This window comes from Desulfobacter curvatus DSM 3379 (genome assembly GCF_000373985.1).
GTDB classification, from domain to species: Bacteria; Desulfobacterota; Desulfobacteria; order Desulfobacterales; family Desulfobacteraceae; genus Desulfobacter; species Desulfobacter curvatus.
Genome location: NZ_KB893054.1, coordinates 29,345 through 50,890 on the forward strand (window position 1 = coordinate 29,345; position 21,546 = coordinate 50,890).

23 protein-coding genes and 1 pseudogene are annotated in these 21,546 nt (G+C 50.2%); 20 read left to right on the plus strand and 4 right to left on the minus strand.

From position 1 onward, the window contains the following. Positions 1 to 269: 269 nt before the first annotated feature. Complete coding sequence (locus B147_RS0111625) at positions 270 to 641, plus strand: TraR/DksA family transcriptional regulator (RefSeq protein WP_020587371.1); 372 nt, start codon at positions 270 to 272, stop codon at positions 639 to 641. Positions 642 to 878: 237 nt separating this feature from the next. Then, on the plus strand, positions 879 to 2,297 hold the full coding sequence (locus B147_RS0111630; protein WP_020587372.1) for a sigma-54 dependent transcriptional regulator: 1,419 nt from the start codon (positions 879 to 881) through the stop codon (positions 2,295 to 2,297). A 57-nt stretch (positions 2,298 to 2,354) separates the two neighbouring features. On the opposite strand, the gene B147_RS0111635 is transcribed toward B147_RS0111630, so the two are convergent. Next, positions 2,355 to 2,786: an acyl-CoA thioesterase gene (locus B147_RS0111635; RefSeq protein ID WP_020587373.1), complete on the minus strand. Its 432-nt coding sequence runs from the start codon at positions 2,784 to 2,786 to the stop codon at positions 2,355 to 2,357. Further along, positions 2,773 to 2,979 (minus strand): annotated as a pseudogene (locus B147_RS28220) (Uma2 family endonuclease); the annotation flags it as partial. The pseudogene B147_RS28220 and the gene B147_RS0111635, both read right to left, overlap by 14 nt. Positions 2,980 to 3,323: 344 nt before the next feature. Here B147_RS28220 and B147_RS0111645 point away from each other — a divergent pair. Next, positions 3,324 to 3,533, plus strand: coding sequence for a dodecin family protein (locus B147_RS0111645; RefSeq protein WP_020587375.1), 210 nt, complete (start codon positions 3,324 to 3,326; stop codon positions 3,531 to 3,533). 315 nt (positions 3,534 to 3,848) lie between these two features. Here the strand turns inward: B147_RS0111645 and B147_RS0111650 are convergent, their stop codons facing one another. Beyond that, the gene (locus B147_RS0111650) at positions 3,849 to 4,103 is read right to left on the minus strand and encodes a hypothetical protein (RefSeq protein ID WP_020587376.1); all 255 of its coding nucleotides are present in this window, start codon (positions 4,101 to 4,103) and stop codon (positions 3,849 to 3,851) included. A gap of 209 nt (positions 4,104 to 4,312) precedes the next feature. On the opposite strand from B147_RS0111650, the gene B147_RS0111660 reads away from it, so the two are divergent. Continuing rightward, positions 4,313 to 5,101 carry an MBL fold metallo-hydrolase gene (locus tag B147_RS0111660; protein WP_020587378.1) on the plus strand — a complete coding sequence of 263 codons (789 nt, stop codon included), beginning with the start codon at positions 4,313 to 4,315 and terminating at the stop codon, positions 5,099 to 5,101. A 54-nt stretch (positions 5,102 to 5,155) separates the two neighbouring features. Here B147_RS0111660 and B147_RS0111665 read toward each other — a convergent pair whose 3' ends face one another. Then, positions 5,156 to 6,064 carry an AEC family transporter gene (locus tag B147_RS0111665; protein ID WP_020587379.1) on the minus strand — a complete coding sequence of 303 codons (909 nt, stop codon included), beginning with the start codon at positions 6,062 to 6,064 and terminating at the stop codon, positions 5,156 to 5,158. Between the two features lie 248 nt (positions 6,065 to 6,312). Between B147_RS0111665 and phnG the strand changes: the two genes are divergently transcribed. The 16 genes from phnG to B147_RS0111745 all read left to right on the plus strand — a co-directional run bounded on the left by phnG (position 6,313) and on the right by B147_RS0111745 (position 21,544). Further along, the gene (gene phnG / locus B147_RS0111670; protein ID WP_020587380.1) at positions 6,313 to 6,765 is read left to right on the plus strand and encodes a phosphonate C-P lyase system protein PhnG; all 453 of its coding nucleotides are present in this window, start codon (positions 6,313 to 6,315) and stop codon (positions 6,763 to 6,765) included. A gap of 1 nt (position 6,766) precedes the next feature. Beyond that, positions 6,767 to 7,345, plus strand: coding sequence for a phosphonate C-P lyase system protein PhnH (gene phnH, locus B147_RS0111675; protein WP_020587381.1), 579 nt, complete (start codon positions 6,767 to 6,769; stop codon positions 7,343 to 7,345). Further along, on the plus strand, positions 7,345 to 8,472 hold the full coding sequence (locus tag B147_RS0111680) for a carbon-phosphorus lyase complex subunit (RefSeq protein ID WP_020587382.1): 1,128 nt from the start codon (positions 7,345 to 7,347) through the stop codon (positions 8,470 to 8,472). Before phnH ends, B147_RS0111680 begins: the two co-directional genes overlap by 1 nt. Next, positions 8,465 to 9,289, plus strand: a complete 825-nt coding sequence (locus B147_RS0111685; protein WP_020587383.1) for an alpha-D-ribose 1-methylphosphonate 5-phosphate C-P-lyase PhnJ — start codon at positions 8,465 to 8,467, stop codon at positions 9,287 to 9,289. Before B147_RS0111680 ends, B147_RS0111685 begins: the two co-directional genes overlap by 8 nt. Next, the gene (gene phnK, locus B147_RS0111690; protein ID WP_020587384.1) at positions 9,286 to 10,071 is read left to right on the plus strand and encodes a phosphonate C-P lyase system protein PhnK; all 786 of its coding nucleotides are present in this window, start codon (positions 9,286 to 9,288) and stop codon (positions 10,069 to 10,071) included. Before B147_RS0111685 ends, phnK begins: the two co-directional genes overlap by 4 nt. A gap of 10 nt (positions 10,072 to 10,081) precedes the next feature. Further along, positions 10,082 to 10,816: a phosphonate C-P lyase system protein PhnL gene (phnL, locus tag B147_RS0111695; RefSeq protein WP_020587385.1), complete on the plus strand. Its 735-nt coding sequence runs from the start codon at positions 10,082 to 10,084 to the stop codon at positions 10,814 to 10,816. Beyond that, positions 10,813 to 12,021 carry an alpha-D-ribose 1-methylphosphonate 5-triphosphate diphosphatase gene (locus B147_RS0111700; RefSeq protein WP_020587386.1) on the plus strand — a complete coding sequence of 403 codons (1,209 nt, stop codon included), beginning with the start codon at positions 10,813 to 10,815 and terminating at the stop codon, positions 12,019 to 12,021. The genes phnL and B147_RS0111700 overlap by 4 nt, the downstream gene beginning before the upstream one ends. Before the next feature lie 9 nt (positions 12,022 to 12,030). After that, positions 12,031 to 12,867 carry a phosphonate ABC transporter ATP-binding protein gene (phnC, locus tag B147_RS0111705; RefSeq protein WP_020587387.1) on the plus strand — a complete coding sequence of 279 codons (837 nt, stop codon included), beginning with the start codon at positions 12,031 to 12,033 and terminating at the stop codon, positions 12,865 to 12,867. Between the two features lie 57 nt (positions 12,868 to 12,924). Further along, positions 12,925 to 13,812: a phosphonate ABC transporter substrate-binding protein gene (phnD, locus tag B147_RS0111710; protein WP_020587388.1), complete on the plus strand. Its 888-nt coding sequence runs from the start codon at positions 12,925 to 12,927 to the stop codon at positions 13,810 to 13,812. A 3-nt stretch (positions 13,813 to 13,815) separates the two neighbouring features. Next, positions 13,816 to 15,387: a phosphonate ABC transporter, permease protein PhnE gene (gene phnE / locus B147_RS0111715; RefSeq protein ID WP_020587389.1), complete on the plus strand. Its 1,572-nt coding sequence runs from the start codon at positions 13,816 to 13,818 to the stop codon at positions 15,385 to 15,387. 123 nt (positions 15,388 to 15,510) lie between these two features. Next, positions 15,511 to 15,639, plus strand: coding sequence for a hypothetical protein (locus tag B147_RS33175; protein WP_020587390.1), 129 nt, complete (start codon positions 15,511 to 15,513; stop codon positions 15,637 to 15,639). 196 nt (positions 15,640 to 15,835) lie between these two features. Next, positions 15,836 to 17,305, plus strand: a complete 1,470-nt coding sequence (der, locus tag B147_RS0111725; protein ID WP_020587391.1) for a ribosome biogenesis GTPase Der — start codon at positions 15,836 to 15,838, stop codon at positions 17,303 to 17,305. Beyond that, the gene (locus B147_RS0111730; protein WP_020587392.1) at positions 17,305 to 18,633 is read left to right on the plus strand and encodes a replication-associated recombination protein A; all 1,329 of its coding nucleotides are present in this window, start codon (positions 17,305 to 17,307) and stop codon (positions 18,631 to 18,633) included. Before der ends, B147_RS0111730 begins: the two co-directional genes overlap by 1 nt. Positions 18,634 to 18,738: 105 nt before the next feature. Further along, the gene (locus B147_RS0111735) at positions 18,739 to 20,025 is read left to right on the plus strand and encodes a thiolase family protein (RefSeq protein WP_020587393.1); all 1,287 of its coding nucleotides are present in this window, start codon (positions 18,739 to 18,741) and stop codon (positions 20,023 to 20,025) included. A gap of 118 nt (positions 20,026 to 20,143) precedes the next feature. Next, positions 20,144 to 20,299 (plus strand): hypothetical protein, encoded by a 156-nt coding sequence (locus B147_RS32155; protein WP_020587394.1) that lies wholly within the window; start codon positions 20,144 to 20,146, stop codon positions 20,297 to 20,299. A gap of 138 nt (positions 20,300 to 20,437) precedes the next feature. Further along, on the plus strand, positions 20,438 to 21,544 hold the full coding sequence (locus B147_RS0111745) for an AI-2E family transporter (protein ID WP_020587395.1): 1,107 nt from the start codon (positions 20,438 to 20,440) through the stop codon (positions 21,542 to 21,544). Positions 21,545 to 21,546 lie beyond the last annotated feature (2 nt).

Here is a 21,546-nt window from a genome sequence, read left to right on the forward strand (position 1 = left end):
GGCCGAACCCTTTTTAAACGCGGATTCTTGGGTGGCTGCACCAACGGTATATGAAAATGGACGGTGGGATAGAAGATGTTAAATGTCTTGGGATGGGACAAAAAAAGAATTTTAAGTTCTTTTTTCAGGAGATCCTCTGGTGAAGGATTGGGTTGCAGCCCGGATTTCATTCGGGCACGGTTCCTGCTCTTCGTGTGAAAACGTACCTGGTTTTTGTCGCGGACAAAACTTAAGGTATTCGGTTACAGTTGAATTCAGGGGGAATATACATGGAGCAGATAATAGATTCCAACCAGATGGAAAAATTCAAGGACATCCTTACCAACCAGATAGATCGTATTTTGGAGCAGGCTCGGGTCAGTAGATTGGAGCTGAATGACGAAAACAATAGGGAAACGGAATATATCGACCAGGCCGCAGTCCATTCCGACCAGTCCATGCGGCTCAGACTCCGGTCCCGTGAAAGCCGTCTGCTCAATAAATTGAGGCTGGCGCTGGAACGGATTGACAACGGTACTTACGGGGAATGTGAGGTATGCGGAGAGCCCATTTCAATTAAAAGGCTTGAAGCCAGACCCATGACAACCAAGTGCATTCATTGCAAGGAAGCAGAGGAACTCCTGGAATCAATTTTCAAATAGCCGTTCTCCACTAACGGCCATGGGCCGAGCTGGTCTATCAACACCCAGGCTTCGGCCCACAACAAAGATAGAAAGAATCCAGTTACTTGCTGGAGACTGTTCTAGAAAAAAAATAAAAGCATTGCCTTTTCCCTTGGGATTTTTTAATAAGAACTAAAAATTCCTTTTTTGGGGTGTCCGTGCCGGGCCCGGATCAGGCCATAAAGGTGTGACGATAGATAAAGGCATAACAACGCTTTGAAAAAACTTCATTTTATCCTCAGAAAGAGTGATGATTTAAAAGGTATCCAGACCAGTCTGTCTTCTGTGTACCAGATTGATGCCAACCGGCAATTAAGTGCAGCCCTTCAGGTTTTGCGCCGCACTCGGCCCGAGTTTGTGTTTGTGGATATTGAAATTCTTCAGCAGGCTGCTGCCGAAAGCAGCTACAAGGCGGTTTTTCAAACCATAAGCCTAGTCTGCCCCAATATCAGCATTATTGTCATGGCCCCTCCCGAATTGCTGGCCGAGGCTGTAAAAATTGTCCATGAAGGAGCGGAATCCTATCTGACCTACCCCCTGGTGCCTGATGAACTTAGGCTGGTGGTCAACAGCATCATTGAACAGACCCGGGCGGAATCGGAACTGGATTATCTCAGGGAGCAGGTCTGGCAGGAGGATGAGTTTGAACTGCTCCATACCAAAAGTCCGGCCATGAAAGCCGTATTTGAAAACATCCGGGCTGTGGCTGCAACCAAAAGCACCGTGCTTTTAACCGGGGAAACCGGCAGCGGCAAAGGGTTTACGGCCCGACTCATTCACAGGCTGTCGTTAAGAAAAAATGAGCGGTTTATTGAGGTTCATTGCGGTGCGATTCCAGATACATTGATAGAAAGCGAAATGTTCGGCCATGAAAAGGGTGCGTTTACAGGCGCCATCAAACGCAAACTGGGTAAATTTGAAATTGCCAGGAACGGCACCATTTTTCTGGATGAAATCGGCACCATCACCCCACCGGCACAGATCAAGTTGCTCCAGGTCATCCAGGATGGTGTGTTTCACCGGGTGGGCGGTGAAGAAGACATCCGGTCTGATGTGCGCATCATTGCTGCCACCAATATTGATTTAAAGCAGTTGTGCGATGATAAACTTTTTCGTTCGGATCTCTATTACCGCCTGAATGTCTTTCCCGTTGAACTGCCGCCCCTCAAGGAAAGAAAAGAGGATATTCCCCAATTGGCGGAGCTTTTCCTGGCAAAACTCAACACCTTTCACGCCAAGGATATTACAGAGGTGCACCCCAAGGTTCTTGAGGCTTTTTTAGCCTATTCATGGCCGGGCAATATCAGGGAACTGGAAAACATCCTGGAACGGGCCTACATTTTAGAAAAAACATCCATCCTTCAGCCGCAAAATTTTCCGGTGGAGCTTTTTGCATATCCGCCCAAGCCCATGTCCGGTACGATTAACCACAATTTAACACTTTCCGAAGTCAGGAAGCAGGAACTTGGCAGGATTGAACAAAAATATCTGGATCTGCTCCTGACAAAATGCAATGGGAAAATCAATGCCACAGCTGCTGCTGCCGGTATCACTACCCGTCAGCTCCATAAACTGATGAAAAAACACGCCTTGGTCAAGGAAAACTATAAAAACAAAGAGACGCCCCGGGCCTAGAGCCGATACCCCAGAGCAGGCACAGTGGTAAATTTATTTCGTTTGCTGACCAGATCATCAAACCGGACGTGTAAAACGTGCCATAAAACCCTCTGGGATTGTAGTGACTTTATTTTTTTTATAATCAAAAAATATGATTCCGGTTTTAGCCTCAAGAACAAGTTTTTGATTTTCTGCATGTGTTGCCCGATAAAAGATATCGCACCCGTATTTATTGAAATCACCTACACCCAGCTCAAATTTAAGCCTGTCTCCGTAATAAGATTGTGATTTATAAACAACAGCTAAGTCAGTCATGATAGTTCCCTTGCCTTCAACATCCAAATCTGAATAGCCCATGTCCATAAAAAACCTGGTTCTTGCTTCCTGCATAAGAGAGACAAACGTATCATTGCCGACATGATTGGCAAAATTCAGGTCTGCGGTCCTGATGGTAAGTTCGGTTTCAAATAAAAAAACATCTGCCATTTTGATTTCAATACGTGCCATAATAATCCTTTTTTGCATGACCACAGGAAATAGTAAGATCAGGATAGGTATAATTTTCTGCTGTTTTAACCCGCATGTCATTAGAGAATACTTCGCAATGAGCCGGGTTGGTTTCAAAATTTATCCCTAATTTTTTTGTCAAATTCACATTTATGCGGTTGTGGTTCCTGCTGGCCCCAACCATTGCGAAGACCTCACCATTAAATGTTTAATGACTTCCAATTAATTTGATACCTGTTTGATTAAAAAATTCTACACAAATTGATGCACTATCTGTATAATAACATTAATAAGTTGCTTCTCTACCTCAAAATGCCGTGAAATTTCATTGTTCCTGCTGGAAAAATCCCGTTCGCTGTTGATTGTGGCTCATGCTGGATGCAAGCTTAAGCAAAGTCTCCCCTTCTTACATAAAGTTAGGATGGAACTGGTACATTCAAATCTCAAATTCAAATCAGTTCCGGCAGCTTATTAAAATGTCTTGATGTGTTTTTTATTGTTTATCAACCCTAACTTTTATTTTTTTAGGAGGTTATTATGGAAAACAGTGTTTACAAAATGATCGAACTCGTTGGATTTTCTGAAAAATCCTGGGAGGATGCTGCCAAGGCTGCTGTGTCGACCGCCGATAAAACCTTAAGGGATATGCGAGTGGCCGAAGTGAAAGAAATGGATATGCGTCTGGAAGACGGCCGGATTATAGGGTACCGGGTAAAATTAAAAGTGTCATTCAAACTTGAAGGGTAATTGGCAAGGTAAACCAAGTAGGGCGAGGCCGATATTTATTAATTCGGCCTCGCCCCTCTCATAGAACCGTATGTACGGGCCTCGTATACGGCTCCTCGTTATTCTTATCCTTGATTAATCGGGGGGGGGGGGNGCCATCCGATCATCACTTTATTCATTTGAAATAATCTGATTTTTTCAAATATGAGACTTTTCGTTTCTTTGTTGGAATAAGGCCAATATCATCAATCGGGTTAACGGAATTTCCGTGAGGAATTTGTACCAAGTCCGGCAGTTTCCTTGGCTCGGTTCTTGGCCGATTCCAGGGGGCACAGATCAAGGTTCAAACGGATATTCTTGGAGCCACGCATGCTGGCCCAGTAGCGTGAGCGATATTTCAAATCCAAGTAGAATGCCTTGTAGAAAGGGTTTATTATCTTGATGAGCTGTCTCTAATTCAGACAGCCTTTCAAGGTATTTGCCCTTTAGCTGTTCAATCACCAAATTGATATCAACTTCCGAATCGCCTTCGTTAGCGGTAATGTTTTCGTCGATATTCTGAAGTCCGAAGTAAGTTTTTTTATGCTTCATGATATTTCCTCAAATGATACCTGTTACCAGCACTATCTTTGGAACACTTCCGGAAAAAAGTGACCTGATTCTAATCAAGGATTGTTTGGCAGTCAAATTCAAAAATTCAAAAATTGAGTTTTTATTCCTCCAAATGATCAAAACTCTTTACTGGGCTTTAAAATATTGATACCGGGTCACTATAATAATCATATAGATTCAGGTTAGATATGGAAATTAATTTTACATGGGTTTCAGAAACGGTATTAGCTATAAAAACGGATTTCCTATTTAAAACACGGTTGCTCCCTACACATGTGTTTGTCTTGAAAACCGACACAGGACTTATCCTCTTTGATACCGGAAGTCCTGGAAATGGAGATATGATTTTGAAATCAATCAAAGCAGCCGGCCTTGAACCAAAAACGATCAAAGCCATCTGCCTTAGTCATTGGCACAGTGACCATACCGGCAGTTTGGCCGAGATCACAGAACGCCTATGCCTTGACCAAAACTTAGATATTTTCATAGGCCAGGCAGATCTGCCTTTGTTAATGGATCAACGTTCTCTCCTCCTACGGTTTCACCCTTTTCTCAAATTACCCGTTCCGCACAGCCCTGGACGACTGCCCAATTCCTTATCAGCTCGTTTCTTCCCCCTGAATCCTACCGGGTGTGAAATTCTTCACCATAAATACAGTATCAAGGCCATTGCTACCCCCGGCCATACCCCTGGGCATACGGCATATCTGCACCAAAAAACAGGTTCACTCTTTTCCGGATGTGCATTGTCGTTATTGACACCTAATCTTGTAGGATTGGTTCCCATTTTTCATAACAGGACAGAACAGATCCGCTCTGGCGAATACTTGGCAGGAATGAATTTTCGGTATTTGTTTCCGGTACACATGTTTCTCAGATTCGATGAAATTCCATTAGAGAGACGCCGTCCCATCAGCGGCAAAAAAGGATTGGTGTCAAAACTCATGGGCGATCATTTGTTTTTCCATATTTCGTAGCAGGTATTGTTCATATAATCTCAGACTGAAATCCTTACCAATAAAGGCGCTGACTTATGTTAAAATTATCAATTGGTAAAGAGTTGGTAATGTGACAAAACTAACCAAAATACCGATCCCAACAAGTGCTGCAGTGAGCTGTGGATTTAGATCAGCAATGATTGCCAAAGCTCCGGCTGAAATCATTGGAGGCATCCCTGCTTCAAAAATTGAGACATTAACGGCATTTCCTTCTAAGCCGGCGAATCTACAAAAAATTAAAGCCAAAATCGGAGCAGCAACGAGTTTTATCAAGAGTCCGACAGTTAATTGTCCGACCACCTCTCTATTTAAACGCAACTGAAGCTGGTAACCAACAGCAATCATTACCAGAGGCACTAATGTTGCCGCCAGCATTTCAAGAATATTTTGCGTCACATCAGGGTAAGAAAAAGATCTTAAAAAAAATGCTAAGAGCAAAGCTATAAATGGTGGAAATGTAACAACCTTTTTGACAACATCAGTTACACTTGGTTTCGTATTTTTCAAACCATAAAGTGCCAACACCAAAGAACCGTATGTAGCCAAAGCTAAAAAAGAACCAAGTTGGTCATACAACACGGCATAAGGAATGGCGTTATCGCCAAAAAAACTCTTAACCATCGGTATCCCTAAAAATGAAGTGTTCCCTAATGGTATCAGGAGCAGCAGGCAACCTGTTGTCCCTTTATCCCAGCCAAAAACTTTAGAAAGAAATAACACAGCAGCAGCCGAAGACAGAAGCATGCCCCATGGCATAAGAGCTGGAGCAAGAAGATCCTTACTAAAAATTAATTCAGGGACTTTTAGTAACACCAATGCCGGCAAAGATATATAAATAACAAAAAGGTTTAATACGGCGCCTGTCTCTTTTGAAAAAGCTGGGAGACGTTTTATTGTTATGCCAATTAGCAGCAATGCTACTGTAATAATAAAGTTATCCAAGTTCCATCCTCACCAAATATTTTGATCCGAGTCTCAACCCTACAATATCTTTGTGCATCATTTTATGACAGCTTAATAAAGTGATCATTCCCTGCAAAGCAAAAAATTAGAATTTTATGAGAACACCCGGATTGTATTTTTTAAATCTTTTTCACCATAACAATTTGATAACAATTCGTTAATATCTCTCAAATCGCGGCAGAGTAAGCTATTGATTATTCTAAATCATAACTTTGGAACTTAATGGAATGACAGGCAGCCGCGACATCAATGAACAGCGTAAGGAATGGATTTCCCTTCTGGGATCTGCTGATCCGGAATGGCTTGAGCAGCAGAAAAAGGCCTTCGGCCTGGATGTCATACCGGACTTTATGGTTCGGCCGGAAACCGGAATAATCATGATGCAGGCACGCCAGGACGGGGCCGGCCCCAGGTTCAACTTGGGAGAAGTTACCGTATCCCGGTGTATTCTCAAGCTGGATGGGGTCATGGGATTTGCCATGGTCATGGGCCCTGATCTGCGTCATGCCGAGCTGGCCGCCCTGTTTGATGCCATGCTCCAGATGGCAGATCCGGGACCGGATCTTAGGGAGGCTATAGTTCCGGAGCTGCGCCGGATGCAAAAAGACCGCCGGGACAAAGATGCCCGGGACGTCCAGTCATCAAAGGTGGAATTCTTCACCATGAAGCGGGGGGAATAATATGAAATCAGGCTTTGCCTCCCAGACCTTTGACAGCCAGAAGGTCTTTCGAAAGCTCCTCAGGGCCATGGCCTCGCCGGGCGAAATCATGGAATTGGATGTAGATCTTGCGCCCCAGGAGCCGATTCACCACGCCTCGGGTGCCCTCCTGCTTGCCCTTATGGATTTTGAGACCCCCTTCTGGACAGACCTTGAAAACCAAAACGCCGCCGTGCAATGGCTCAGATTCCACACCGGTGCACCTTATATACATACCAGCACCCAGGCCGGTTTTGCCTTGGTGACGGATTATGATTCATTCGACACCCCGGACCAGTTCAATCCGGGTACCATAGAGTCCCCGGACCATTCCACCACCCTGATTGTTCATACCCGGGGCATGGATGACCGGGGGCGGATTCGTCTGACCGGCCCCGGCATCTGCAAAGAACGCTTCATCAACCTTAAAGGCATAAAGGAGAATTTTTTTGCCAAACGCAAGGAGATAGCGCCGGACTATCCGTTGGGGATCGACATGATCTTTGTCTGCGACCGGCAGTTCACGGCCATTCCCAGAACCACGACCCTGGAGGTGATCTGATGTATGTGGCGGTAAAAAGCGGAGAAAATGCAGTCAAACACGCCAGGCGCCTGGTGGCCAAAGCCCGCCGGGGGGATCACGCCCTGGCACAAATCCAGGTAGAACAGATTATGAACCAGATGGCCCTGGCCGTGGACCGGGTCATGGCAGAAGGGTCACTCTACGACCCTCTGGCCGCAGCCACGGCAATTCGCCAAGCCCAGGGCGATCTGGTAGAGGCGGTTTTCTTGGTCAGGGCCCTTAGAACAACTTTACCCAGGTTCGGCAATTCAAAACCTGCCGCCACCGATAAGATGCGCCTTTTTCGGCGGATCTCAGGCATATTCAAGGATATTCCCGGCGGACAGATTCTGGGACCCACCTACGATTATACCCATCGGCTTATTGAGTTTGAAGGGCAGGAGGACCAGACAGAACCGCTGCCGCCCATACCCGACACCCGTCCCCTTGACACCTGTCCAATTGATGAAAAATTCATCCCCTGGGTCCGGAACCTGTTGGTGAAACAGGATCTGATACCCGAAATTCAGAAGGAGTTAATCGGAGCGTCCGTGCCGGATTTGACCCGGCAACCTCTGAAATTGCCCGCCGGGCGGGAGGTCAGACTCCAGAACATGGCCCGGGGGGATGAAGGATTTCTGCTGGCCTCGGCCTACTCCCTACAGCGGGGCTTCGGCCTGGACCGGCACCCTTTTCTGGGAGAATTAAGGGTCGGCTGGGCCACCCTGGTCTACACCCCGCCGGAACTGGGGTTTGAAATTGAAATCGGTGAAGTCAAACTCACCGAATGCTTTATGGTTAACCGCACCAACGGTGGCAAAGAGAGGAGAGCCGGGCTGGAAAGCGGATATGGCATCACCTTTGGCCAGAATGAACGCAAGGCCATGTCCGCGGCTCTGCTGGACCGGTCCCTGACAAAGGCCTGCGAGGAGGATGCCCAGGTAAAATATCCGGCCCAAGATCAGGAATTCATCCTTGCCCACAGCGACAATGTTGAATCCTCCGGCTTTGTTCAGCACCTGAAACTGCCCCATTATGTGGATTTCCAGTCCGAACTGGTTTTTATCCGGAACCAGAATAAGGAAAGAAAATCCAAAGGAAAAGAAAAGGTTAACTGTCGTGTATAACTTTGCCTATCTGGACGAACAGACCAAGAAGATGATTCGCAGGGCCGTGCTCAAGGCCATGGCCATTCCCGGATTCCAGGTGCCCTTTGGCGGCCGTGAGATGCCCCTGCCATACGGATGGGGAACAGGCGGTATCCAGCTTACCGCTTCCCTTCTGGGGAAGGCCGACACCCTCAAAGTGATTGACCAGGGCGCGGACGATACGGTCAATGCCGTGAGTATCAAGGATTTTTTCAGAAAAACCGCCGGCATCGCCATCACCGAGCAGACCATCAAGGCTTCCATCATCCAGACCCGGCACAGGATTCCCGAAACGCCTTTGACCCATGGCCAGATTATGGTCTACCAGGTCCCCATTCCGGACCCCCTGCAGTTCATCGAGCCCCGGCGGCCCGAAGCGGCCAAGATGCATGCCTTTTCGGAATATGGGACCATGTATGTCAAGCTCTACGAGGATATTGCCAGGCACGGCCGCATCGCGCTCTCCTTTGACTATCCCGTTCTGGTGAACCACCGGTATATCATGAGCCCCTCTCCCAACCCCAAATTTGACAACCCCAAGCTCCACCAGTCCCCCGCCATCCATCTCTTTGGGGCGGGCCGGGAAAAGCGGATCTATGCCGTCCCCCCTTATACCGATGTGGTCAGTCTTGATTTTGACGATTTTCCCTTTGAACTGGAAAAGTGGAAAAAGGCCTGCGCCATCTGCGGCTCCAGAACTTCGTTCCTGGATGAAATCCTCACCGATGACAAGGGGACCCGAATGTTTGTCTGCTCTGATACCGAGTTCTGCCAGAAGCGCAAGGAGGCTTTATGACCCCCAGCACCCCAAACCTGCCCCTGCTGCACGTTCAAAACCTGTCCAAGTTCTACGGAAGGACAATCGGGTGCCATAACATCAATTTTGAATTGGCCCAAGGCGAGGTCATCGGCATTGTGGGAGAGTCCGGGTCCGGCAAGTCCACCCTGCTCAAATGCATTGCAGGTACAGAAACCCCGACCAACGGGTCGGTTTTTTTCAACTCATCCTTCGGTTTTTTGGATCTGATCCAGGCGGATGAGATCCTGCTGCGCAAAATTGCCCGGACCCATACCGGCTTTGTTACCCAGAACCCCAGAGACGGTCTGCGCATGAATATTTCGGCCGGCGGAAACATCGGAGAGCGCCTCATGGCCAACGGCATGCGCAACTACACACAGATCCGGAAAATCGCCCTGGACTGGCTGGAACGGGTGGAAATCGATCCGGAAAGGATCAACGATCTGCCCTCCACCTTTTCCGGCGGCATGCAGCAGCGGCTCCAGATTGCCGCCAACCTGGTCTGCGATCCTAAGATTATTCTCATGGACGAACCCACATCCGGGCTGGATGTCTCGGTTCAGGCACGGCTCATTGATGTACTTAGAAAACTTGTGGCAGGGCTAAGGCTCTCCATGATTCTGGTCACCCATGATCTTGCCGTGGCCAGACTGCTCAGCCACAGGCTCTATGTCATGAAAAAAGGCCGGATCGTGGAATCAGGCCTGAGTGACCAGATTTTGGATGATCCCAGAGAGCCCTATACGCAGTTGCTGGTTTCATCCATCCTTAAACCCTGAGGTTTTTGCCATGAATAATATGGATGCAATACTCACCCTGATCAACCTTCACAAGGACTTTATTTTCCACCACCAGGGCGGCACACGCCTGCCGGTGCTGGACAATTTTTCCATGAAGTTCTACCCCTCTTGCGCCAGCATCCTCACCGGTCCCTCCGGCGTGGGCAAGAGCACCCTGTTGCGCATGATCTATGCCGGGTACCGCACCCCCAAAGGCAAGATTCTCATCCGGCACAAGGGGGTGACCGTGGATATGGCCGCTGCCCCGCCGGCCCTGGTTTATGATATCCGCCGTCATACCATTGGCTATGTCAGCCAATTCCTCAGGGTGGTGCCCCGGGTATCAGCCCTGGATACGGTGATCGAACCCCTGGTGGCCCGTGGGGTGGCCGAATCAAAGGCAACGGTTCGGGGAAAAGAGATGCTTGCTCGCCTGCGCATCCCGGAAAACCTCTGGGCCTTGTCGGCCACAACCTTTTCCGGCGGTGAACAGCAGCGCATCAATATTGCCCGGGGATTCATCGCTCCCTATCCTGTGATGCTCCTGGATGAGCCCACCGCCTCCCTGGACTCAAAAAATAAACAGACCGTCATCAACTTGATAACGGAAAGCGTCGATGCGGGTACTTGCGTCATTGGGGTCTTCCACGACAAATCCGACCAGGAAAAAATCAAGGGCCGGGCCGTTAATATGGCACCGGCAGGCAGGGGGCCACAGGCAGAAAAACAGGCGGCACAGGAATGAATTTTTTTATCACTGGCGGACCGGTATTTGACGGCAGGCGGCTGATTCCCCAAGGCTCCGTCCTTGTACACCACGGCCGCGTCGTTGAGGTAAGCTGCAGCAGCAGATCAGATATGAATGTTGCACGGAAAGGGTCCGAAGCTCCCGGCAATCTGCGAACCATCAACACCAATGGCAGCCTGATCATGCCTGGACTTGTGGACCTCCATTCGGACAGTCTGGAGCGCTCCATTGAAAAGCGCAAAGGGGTATTTTTCGACGTAGAATTTGCTTTGCTTAACCTGGACCGGCACCTGGCCGCCTGCGGCATTACCAGTTTTTTCCATGCCTTAAGCTTTGCCGACAACGAACTGGGCCTGCGCTCTCCTGGAACCGCTGCAAGCTGCGTGAAAAAAATCAAGGCCTTTACCAACTCCCCCCAATCTCTGGTCCGGCATAACACCCACATCCGCTACGAGGTGGGGTCAAGGCAGAGTTTTGAGGTGATCCTGGGCCTTTTGGATGAGGGCCTGGTGGACCTTGTCTCCATCATGGACCACACCCCGGGCCAGGGCCAGTTCAAATCCCTCACCGACTACTTGACCTTCCACCTGGCCGAGTACGACCTGACCCGGGATGAGATAGAGAGCCGTGCCAGGGAAAAACTGAACGGGAACCAGGAAGCCTGGGACATGGTGACCACCCTGGTGGACGTTGTCTCCGCCCGGGGCATTCCCATGCTCAGCCACGACGACGACACCCCGGAAAAGGTGGACCTGGTCCGATCCATGGGAGTTAAGGCCACTGAGTTCCCTGTGTCCATGGCCGCTGCCGTGCAGGCATCAAAGGCCGGGATGGCTGTTTTCATGGGCTCTCCCAACCTGATCAGGGATGCCTCCACCAATGGAAATCTCAAGGCATCCCAGGTCCTTGAAACCGGAATGCTTACCGGGCTGGTTTCGGACTATTACCCGGAATCCTTGTTTCAGGCCGCCTTCAAAGCAGGCCACAAAATCAATAACCTGGAAGCGGGTCTGGCTGCCGTCACCTCCGGGCCCGGCGGCTATCTCAACCCGGAAAGAGGCCCGGGCCGGCTTTCTCCCGGAGCCCCGGCAGATATTCTCATCGTAAACCAGGACCATGCTTGGGCCCACATCACCCAGGCTTTTGTCAACGGACGTCAGGTGTTCAGCATTGAAGCGCCTCACATGTCCAGGGCCGTATAAGGAGATTTCATGAGTTCCCAATCCGTTCTCACCGTTAAACGTCTGACCAAGATTTTCAAGCCGGATATCACTGCCGTGGATAATGTCTCTTTTTCCGTGAACCAGGGGGAATTGGTGGCCATCCTGGGGCCATCCGGAGCGGGGAAGTCCACCCTGTTGCGCTGTCTGAACCGCCTCATCCCCAGGACAGCCGGAGAAATACGCATCCACGGGGCGGACATCACCCGGTGCCGGGGCAGGGCACTTCTTAAACTCAGGTCCGACGTGGGCATGGTCTTCCAGCAGTTCAACCTGGTGCCCAGGCTCACGGTATTTGAAAATGTCCTGGCCGGGCGGCTGAGCCTTTGTTCCAACCGCTTATGGTCAATTGCCTCGGTGTTCAGGATCTTCAAGGAAGCTGAAAAACAAAAGGCCTTTGAGGCCCTCACCCAGGTGGGGATTTCTCATCTGGCCGCCAAACGGGCTGACAGTCTTTCCGGTGGCCAGCAGCAGCGGGTAGCCATTGCCAGGACCTTGGCCCAGGAGCCCCGGGTGGTCCTGGCAGACGAACCTGTGGCCAGTCTGGACCCGGCCAGTTCCCACCGGGTCATGGGCATTCTTAAAAAAATCTGTGAGTCCAAAACCATCCCGGTTCTCATCAACCTTCACCAGGTGGACCTGGCCCAGCAGTACGCCGACCGGATCATCGGCATCCAGGACGGCAGTCTGGTCTTTGACGGCCCCGTGGATCAGTTCACCCCGGATATTGCCAAAACCATTTACGGGGCGGAGTTTGAATCCGCTGTTTGTTCAGCAGGCACCAGTTCCCCTCCGAATACGGCCGAGAAAGAAACCTTTGCCGCATAACCCCTGAAGCATAGCCTTTGTTCCATCACCCCATTACTTTATTGTAAGGAGATAAAAATGAAATTTGTGAAGAAAATTTTGATTGCTCTGTTCTGCCTCACCATGACGGCAGGCGCCGGTGTCAATGCCGCCCCGAACTGGCCGGATAAAATCCGGGTCGGCCTCATCCCCACTGAGGGCGGGGCCGATATCCAGGTCCGGTTCGCTCCGCTTATGGCGCACCTGGAGAAAAATCTGGGCATCAAGGTTGAGGCCTTTTCCGCCTCTGATTATGCCGGCATCATCACCGCCATGGCCCACAAGCACATCGACTTTGCGTACTTTGGCCCCAAATCCTATGTGGAAGCCTCTGCCAGGGCCGGTGCCGAAGCCCTGGCCCTGGAGCTGGACAAGACCGGTGCCAAAGGTTACTACGGCATCATCATCACCAAGAAGGGTTCCGGGATCACTTCCCTGGACCAGGCCATTGACAAGACCCACACCTTCTCCTTTACCGACCCCAACTCCACCTCAGGGTGCCTGGTTCCCAGCGTACTTTTTTACCGCGACCTGAAGACCAATCCGGAACAACTCTTCACCGAAGTCTCTTTTTCAGGATCCCACGGTGCCTCTATTCTGGCTGTGAAGAACGCTAAAATCGAGGTGGCCTCCACCAACAACATTGACCTGGACCGGATGATTGAAAAGGGTGCTGCCTCAAAGGACGACTTCAACATTATTTGGACCTCAGAGCTGATTCCCGGCGCCCCCATGGCCGGCAGAAAAGATCTGCCGGCCAGTCTCAAGGCCGCTTTTACAGGCGCATTGATGTCCTTTAACTTTGACAAAGCCGGCATTGAAAAGCTCCAGAACGGGGGCTATGCTCCGGTAAACGACGCCACCTATGACGTGGTCCGGTATATGAAGCGTCTCAAAGCCAAGCTCCAGGAGAAAAAAGGAAACTAAACCATGGAAAAGGGATTTAAATCTCTGACCTTTGCTGCGGGATTGATGCCCATCGCAGGATTTATCCTGCCCTGGCTGGAGAAAGATCCCTTTCACTACTCAGGTTACAGCCTGGCCATGCTTGGGTGCTGGGTTCTGTTACTCTTTCCCCTTTCCGGCGCTGCTGCCGCAGGTCTTGCCCTGATACGCAGTCGGCCCAGGGCAGCAGATCTGCTTTACCCGGGCCTGGCAGGCCTGACCGCCCTGGCGGTGCTCATCGCCGACTTGCTGTTTTCGGATTCCGTGGTCTTGTCTCTAAACCGGCGCGGGCCCTGGACCGAAATGATTCACCTCCGGGACGGATCGCAGCTTGTCAGGTTTCATCCGGTGGAAAGCTTAGGGTTTGGCCTGATCTTATGCCTTTTAGGCACCCTTATGCTCTGTGTTCTGCCCCTTATCTTCCGCCGCTTTCTGGATGAGACCAGGTTGGATCAGCCCCTTGCCTTCCGCAAGGTGATCCGGCCGCCCACGGTCCTTTCCGGTTACCGGCGGTTCAATCTTTTGGCTGTCTGCCTGGTCACTTTGTCCGTGACCTGGGTCTGGTGCGGCATCAGCCCCTTAAAGGTCTGGGAAAATCGGGGCCATGCCAAAGAATACCTTTTCGGCCGGGACTTAAGCCAGGTCGATCAAGCGTATATCCAGGACCAGATCAATCGGGCTGCCCAGACCCAGGCCATGGGAAGAGCCCAGGAATATATGTCCAACAAGTACAGGAACCTGCTCTTTGACCAACGCCCGGATTTTCAGGAAATGGAAAAGGAGCGCAGGGAAAAAGAAAAAGAGATTCTGGCATCCATGGACCCCAAAGAGATCCGGAGGCTGAAGCAGGCAGCGGAAAAGGATGCCTTAAAAGAAAAACAAGGGGGATATTTCCCGCCTGAAACCTCGCCCGAAAAGATCAAGGGATATATCGTGGCCCTGCTGGAGACCATTGCCATTGCCATCTGGGGGACGCTGCTGGCCCTGGTCTGTGCCGTCCCAATCTCCTTTTTCGCCGCCCAAAATACCCTGGAAATTATCCTGCCCGGGGAAGACGTCAAATCCGGATCCAGCCGGAAATCCATCTCCTTTATGGTCCGGCGGCTGTTGGACGCCTGCAGGGGATTCAATGAATTTGTCATGGCCTTGATATTTGTGGCTGTGATTGGTTTAGGGCCCTACGCCGGTATCCTGGCCCTGTGGATTCACACCTTCGGCATTCTGGGCAAGGTCTTTTCTGAGCAGATTGAGGCCATTGAATCCGGCCAGGTAGAGGCCCTGACCAGCACGGGTGCGTCTGCCGCCCAGACCATTGCATTTTCCGTTATGCCCCAGGTCATGCCGGTTTTTGTTTCCTATACCCTGCTCAGGTTTGAATCCAACGTCAGAAGCGCCGCTATTCTTGGTTTTGTCGGGGCCGGCGGTATCGGCTTTCTCATCTTTGACAAACTGAACGGATACCTGTTCCGGGAAGTCTGCACCATGATGATCATCATCATTATCACTGTGGGCATTATTGACCACCTGTGCAGCAAGATAAGAATGAGATTTATTTAATTACCATGCCGTGGAAAACGCCCGGCCTTGCACCACGGCCAGTCCCTACAGCTACGCCTAATTCATTGATCAACTGCGGCGCCGGATACTGAAGATCAACCGGCCCAATACAAGGGCCTGCTGATGATGGAGCTGCGCTCCCGGTATTTTCAGGATATTCCCATCTCAAGGGCCAATTTGGCCCACATCCTATTCGAGGTTCTGGGAACCGGAGAAAACGTCGCCCCGTCCAATATAGGCTCATACTCATAACCCTCATCTCCATTTAATTACTTGAATTCCTGCAATCGGCATGGACGTTTTCGGGAGGCCCGAGCGGCTTTAAACGCGTCGATCATCTGTTGCGCATAATCTTCCTTCAATAATAAAACGGTAAGGTAGTTTTTTTTCTTAAAATATCTTATAATTTCAATTTTCTAACCCCTTTTTTTGTCCGGGAGAAATACATATGAAACCGGTTGTGGCCCTTGTGGGCCGCCCCAATGTTGGAAAATCCACATTGTTTAATAGAATTACAAAATCCCGCCAGGCCCTGGTGGATGATATGCCCGGTGTCACCCGGGACCGGCAGTATGCCGATACCCAATGGGAGGATAAAAACTTTACCCTGGTTGATACCGGCGGTTTTTTAAGTGCGGATGATGACTATTTTGCATCCCAGATCAGGGAGCAGTTGTTGCGGGCCGTGGACCAGGCCGATGTCCTGGTGTTTATTCTGGATGGCCGGGCAGGGCTTTCTCCCTATGACCGTGATCTTGCCGATCTTTTACGCCGTACAGAAAAGCCTGTTTTTTATCTGATTAATAAGGTTGAAAGCCTTCACCGCCAGGAAGACGAGCTTGGGGAGTTCTATACGCTGGGTGTGGACCGGTTTTATAAAGTATCCGCCGAACATGGTCTGGGGGTAGGTGATTTTCTTTCAGATCTGGTGGCTATGCTGCCCGATGCCCCGGCTGAATCAGGTGAGCAGGGTGATGATGACGATAACGGGCCCATCCGTATTGCCATTATCGGGCGTCCCAACGTGGGTAAATCATCCCTTGCCAACCGGCTTTTCGGCGAACAGCGTGTGGTGGTTAACGATAAGGCCGGCACCACCCGGGATGCCATTGAATTATCCGTGAACCGGAAAGGCCGGGAATTCATCCTTAAAGATACCGCAGGCATCCGCCGTAAGGGTAAGGTGACTGACAAGCTTGAAAAATTTTCCATTCTCAAGGCCCTGGACAGTATGGAAGATTGTGATGTGGCGTTGATTCTCATTGACTGCTCCGAAGGCATCACGGACCAGGACATCACCATTGCAGGGTATGCGGAAAAAAGGGGGTGCGGGGCCATCTTTCTGCTCAATAAGTGGGATCTTGTGGACAAGTCCGAAAAAGGGCAGCAGGCGTTTATCAAAGAGCTGCGCCAGAAGGCAAGGTTCCTGTCCTTTGCGCCTGCCCTCACCATTTCAGCCAAGACCGGCCAGCGCTGCCACAAGATTTTTGATGAAGTGGAAAAGGTTTATAAGGAATACTGCCACAGAATCAATACGGGCATGGTTAACCGGATCATCGAAGACGCCGTGTATAGAGATGAGCCATCCCTTCACAAAGGCCGGCGCATCAAGTTTTTTTATGCATCCCAGGTGGCGGTAAAACCGCCTTGCTTTGTCTGTTTTGTCAACTACCCCGAAGCCGTACACTTTTCTTATAAACGATACCTGGTCAACCAGCTGCGCCAGATGATCCCCTTGAACTTGACACCTGTTAAACTATATTTCAGGGAAAAAACCGGTAAAATTGAATTTTCCGGCAACACAAAGGAGTTCAGGCGAATCCAAGCGAAGAAAAAGAAGGTGATGACAAAGCGGGATAAGCAGCGCAAAGAACAGAGCCGCAGAAAACGCGAACGGGATCAGAAAAACGCATTGTAATGGATCTTTTTGAGCATACTGCCGATCAGGATATGGCGGGGGCTGCACCACTGGCCGAACGTATGCGGCCCCGGCGCCTGGAAGATGTTGTGGGCCAGGAGCACATTACGGCCAAAGGCAGTCTGCTGGAACGTGCCGTGTCCGAAGACCGGGTTTTTTCCATAATCCTGTGGGGGCCGCCGGGGTGCGGTAAAACCACCCTGGCCAATGTCATTGCAGCCCAGACGAAAAACCAGTGGGTCAAAATTTCTGCGGTGTTGTCGGGCGTCAAGGAGGTCCGGCAGATTATTGAGGCCGCACAGGAGAGAAGACGGCTTCATAACCGGCGGACCCTGCTGTTTGTGGATGAGATCCACCGGTTTAACAAATCCCAGCAGGATGCCTTTCTTTTCCATGTGGAAAACGGATTGATCACCTTGATCGGGGCTACCACGGAAAATCCTTCCTTTGAGGTCAATCCCGCCCTGGTATCCAGATGCCGGGTTTTTGCCTTGAACAGCCTGTCCCAGGGTGCTGTTGTGCAGATTTTGAACCGGGCTTTAACCGATAAAGCCCGGGGGCTTGGACTGCCGTCGGATATATTTTCCAAAGAGGCCATTGCCCATATCGCCGCTGCATCTGACGGCGATGCACGGGCGGCCCTGACAAATCTTGAAGCCTGTGCATTGAACCGCGGGGACGCCAAAACGCTGGAGGTAGAAGATGTCAGGGCCATGGTGGCCCAAAAGCTTTTGCGCCATGACAAGGCAGGTGAAGAACACTTTAATCTGATCTCCGCCTTTATTAAGAGTGTGCGGGGCAGTGATCCGGATGGGGCCATGTACTGGCTTGAACGGATGCTGGCTGCAGGGGATGACCCCATTTACATATTAAGGCGGATGATTCGCCTGGCCACCGAAGACATCGGCCTTGCCGATCCCGGCGCGTTGACCATGGCCATGAATGCGGATGCCTCATTCAGGCGCCTGGGTCGTCCCGAAGGGGATGGCTCTTTATACCAGGCCACTGTGTACCTGGCCACAGCGCCGAAAAGCAATGCCGTGTATGCGGCCCAGAAACAGGTTCAAGACGCCGTGAAAAAACATGGGTCCCTGCCCGTGCCCATGCATATTCGCAATGCCCCCACCGGATTGATGAAACAGATGGGTTACGGCAAAGGCTATAAATACGCCCATGATCATAAGCACGGGTATGCGCCCCAGTCCTATCTGCCCGAACCCCTTGAAGGCATACGGTTTTATCATCCCACTGCCAGGGGCTATGAGAAAACCATAAAGCAGCGTCTTGAGGCGTGGCTGGATCTGAAAAAGAACGCTAAAGATACCTGACGGCGTTTTCCTTGTATTTTACAAATCATTTTGTTATGGCAATTTAACCAAATTGTTGAGAATTTAACCAATGGTTTGGAAAAATCAATCCAATTGGAGGCGGATATGCAAGAAGTGGTAATTGTGAGTGGTGTTAGAACTGCTGTGGGAACCTTTGGCGGATCATTGAAAAGTGTGCCGGTGGTGGAACTGGGCACCTATGTCATGAAAGACGTATTAAAACGTGCCGGACTCAAGCCGGCCCTGGATCCGGGCGATGATGAATGTTCCCCTGCAACCCTGAAAGATCAGGGAATGATAGACATTGAGCGTACAGGATATGATTATGCCGATGATCTGACAGACATCTATGTGGATGAAGTGATCATGGGCAACGTACTCCAGGCCGGCCAGGGACAGAATACGGCCCGCCAGGCCATGATCAGTGCCGGTATCAGTCGTACGACCCCGGCCATGACCATTAATAAAATCTGTGGATCAGGCCTTAAGGCCATTGCCTTGGGTGCCCAGGCCATTATGGCAGGCCAGGCTGATGTGGTTCTGGCAGGGGGCCAGGAAAGCATGAGCAATGCACCCATGGCCCTGCTCAAGGCCAGGTGGGGCCATCGCATGGAACTTACCGGCCAGGGCCCGGTCCATGACCTGATGGTGTATGATGGCCTTTATGAAATTTTTTACGGTTACCACATGGGCCAGACCGCAGAAAATATTGTTGAAAAGTACGGTATCACGCGGCAGGAGCAGGATGAACTTGCGCTTTTAAGCCATACCCGGGCCCTGGGTGCGGTCCATGACGGCACCTTTGACCAGGAAATCGTTCCGGTTGTGATTAAAAACCGCAAAGGGGATATTGTGGTCAATAAAGATGAGCGGCCCATGGAAACCAGTATGGAAAAACTGGCTAAGCTGCGCCCGGCTTTTAGAAAAGACGGTACCGTAACTGCCGGCAATGCCTCGGGCATCAACGACGGTGCTGCAGCCGTGCTCATGATGACTGCACAGCGTGCCGATGAACTTGGGCTTGAGGTGCTGGCAAAGGTCAAAGGCTTTGCCTCCGGCGGTCTTGATCCTGCGTACATGGGTCTTGGACCTGTGCCGGCTGTGAAACGGGTGCTTAAGCAAACCGGCATGGCATTGTCCGATATTGAGATGATCGAACTGAACGAAGCCTTTGCCGCCCAGGCCATTGGCTGCATGAGAGAGCTGGATCTTGATGTGGAAAAACCCAATGAACTGGGCTCGGGAATCTCTTTGGGCCACCCCATCGGCTGCACAGGTGCCCGCCAGATGGTCACCGCCATTCATCAGATGAAAAGAAAGGATTACAATACCGGTCTGATTTCCATGTGTATCGGTGGCGGAATGGGCATGGCAATGATTATTGAGCGGTAGATTACTATTATTTTTCGGCATGTTCTCCTTTACTTCGGAACCTTAAAATGCTAAACAAATAAACTGATATTGCCGGTATAACTGATTGAAATTGAATTGAAAAAAGAGGTGTAAAACCATGGATATTCCACGCAAACTCGGGATACTGATATACACGGCCGTACCTGCCATCATAGGCGGCGGCATTGTATACCATTTCTTTGGAAGTTTTACCCAGGTTATTATCTGGGAAGTATTGCTGGTGCTGGCTGCCCTGGGATTTATCAGCAGTTAACACCGGGCAATTCGTACATTAAAGGAAAAGCCGCACCTGTGCAGGTAATGTAATGTTCTGCATGATGCGGCTTTACCTCGTTATTTAGATCTTTCCTTTTAACCATTAATCGGTTTTTCGATCACCAGGCAGGTATATTTGGAGCAGAATATTTTTCAGCGGGCAGTGTTCTTTTTTTTTCTGACGCTGTTTTGCATATCCATTTTTCTTGTGGGAAAAGTGATTGCACCGTTTTTTGCAAGCCTGCTGTTGGGAATCGTCATTGCCGGTATTTTCAGGCCTGTATTTAAAACACTGGATAGATATATGCCCAAACGGGTCGCTTCTGTTCTCACCTGTCTGGCTGTTTTTTTCATTGTCTTTATTCCGGTTGTCTTTATTGTGGGCATTCTCTCCAAAGAAGCCCTGGGGCTTTACAACATGGCAAAGGATGCGGTCTTTTCAAATACGCTGATCAATTTTTTGGAAAGTACCCGGGCCCTTGAGCGGATCAATGAATTTTTTATCCGGGCCAATATTCACACCCAGATCTCCTGGCGTGAGTTGATCGACCCTTTGACCGAAGTTGGAAAGAATTTAGGCTTTTCTCTGTTTCAGCAGGCCCGGTTTTTGACCTCCAACCTGCTGAATCTGGTGTTTTACTTTTGCCTGATGCTCATTGTGGTTTTCTACATGTTCATGGATGGCAAGCGGTTCATACAGTATATGTATGATTTGTCTCCGCTCAAGGACGAGCATGACCGCAAGCTTTTCGAAAAGTTCAACGATATGGCCGGGGCCGTGCTCATCGGCAACGGACTGGGCGGATTGATCCAGGGGACTGCAGGCGGTGCACTGTTCTGGTTTCTGGGTCTGAATTCCCCCTTTTTATGGGGAGTGATCATGGGGTTTCTGGCATTTTTGCCCATTGTCGGCATTGGTGTGGTCATGCTGCCCGCGGCTTTGGTTTTTCTTTTGAAAGGCAGCATAGGTAAAGGCCTTTTCATCGTTGGATTTTATGGAGTGTTGTCATGGGGTGTTGAGTATATTTTCAAACCCAAGGTGGTGGGAGACAGAGTCTCCATGCACCCGCTTGTTGTGTTTTTTGCTATTATTGGGGGTTTGAAAGTATATGGAATTTTAGGTATAATTTATGGGCCTTTGATCGCTACTTTGTTTTTAACCCTTTCTGATATTTATTTTTCCACATTTCAGTCCATGGTGGAACCGGGCAAAGGGATGCTGGATTCATGGCCTGATCAATAAGT

What these genes read in the sequence shown, in the direction of transcription:
- B147_RS0111625 (WP_020587371.1), top strand. Translation starts at nt 270, where the DNA reads ATGGAGCAGATAATAGATTCCAACCAGATGGAAAAATTCAAGGACATC.
- B147_RS0111635 (WP_020587373.1), bottom strand. Translation starts at nt 2,786, where the DNA reads ATGGCACGTATTGAAATCAAAATGGCAGATGTTTTTTTATTTGAAACC.
- B147_RS0111645 (WP_020587375.1), top strand. Translation starts at nt 3,324, where the DNA reads ATGGAAAACAGTGTTTACAAAATGATCGAACTCGTTGGATTTTCTGAA.
- B147_RS0111650 (WP_020587376.1), bottom strand. Translation starts at nt 4,103, where the DNA reads ATGAAGCATAAAAAAACTTACTTCGGACTTCAGAATATCGACGAAAAC.
- B147_RS0111660 (WP_020587378.1), top strand. Translation starts at nt 4,313, where the DNA reads ATGGAAATTAATTTTACATGGGTTTCAGAAACGGTATTAGCTATAAAA.
- phnG (WP_020587380.1), top strand. Translation starts at nt 6,313, where the DNA reads ATGACAGGCAGCCGCGACATCAATGAACAGCGTAAGGAATGGATTTCC.
- phnH (WP_020587381.1), top strand. Translation starts at nt 6,767, where the DNA reads ATGAAATCAGGCTTTGCCTCCCAGACCTTTGACAGCCAGAAGGTCTTT.
- B147_RS0111680 (WP_020587382.1), top strand. Translation starts at nt 7,345, where the DNA reads ATGTATGTGGCGGTAAAAAGCGGAGAAAATGCAGTCAAACACGCCAGG.
- phnK (WP_020587384.1), top strand. Translation starts at nt 9,286, where the DNA reads ATGACCCCCAGCACCCCAAACCTGCCCCTGCTGCACGTTCAAAACCTG.
- phnL (WP_020587385.1), top strand. Translation starts at nt 10,082, where the DNA reads ATGAATAATATGGATGCAATACTCACCCTGATCAACCTTCACAAGGAC.
- B147_RS0111700 (WP_020587386.1), top strand. Translation starts at nt 10,813, where the DNA reads ATGAATTTTTTTATCACTGGCGGACCGGTATTTGACGGCAGGCGGCTG.
- phnC (WP_020587387.1), top strand. Translation starts at nt 12,031, where the DNA reads ATGAGTTCCCAATCCGTTCTCACCGTTAAACGTCTGACCAAGATTTTC.
- phnD (WP_020587388.1), top strand. Translation starts at nt 12,925, where the DNA reads ATGAAATTTGTGAAGAAAATTTTGATTGCTCTGTTCTGCCTCACCATG.
- phnE (WP_020587389.1), top strand. Translation starts at nt 13,816, where the DNA reads ATGGAAAAGGGATTTAAATCTCTGACCTTTGCTGCGGGATTGATGCCC.
- B147_RS33175 (WP_020587390.1), top strand. Translation starts at nt 15,511, where the DNA reads ATGATGGAGCTGCGCTCCCGGTATTTTCAGGATATTCCCATCTCAAGG.
- der (WP_020587391.1), top strand. Translation starts at nt 15,836, where the DNA reads ATGAAACCGGTTGTGGCCCTTGTGGGCCGCCCCAATGTTGGAAAATCC.
- B147_RS0111730 (WP_020587392.1), top strand. Translation starts at nt 17,305, where the DNA reads ATGGATCTTTTTGAGCATACTGCCGATCAGGATATGGCGGGGGCTGCA.
- B147_RS0111735 (WP_020587393.1), top strand. Translation starts at nt 18,739, where the DNA reads ATGCAAGAAGTGGTAATTGTGAGTGGTGTTAGAACTGCTGTGGGAACC.
- B147_RS32155 (WP_020587394.1), top strand. Translation starts at nt 20,144, where the DNA reads ATGGATATTCCACGCAAACTCGGGATACTGATATACACGGCCGTACCT.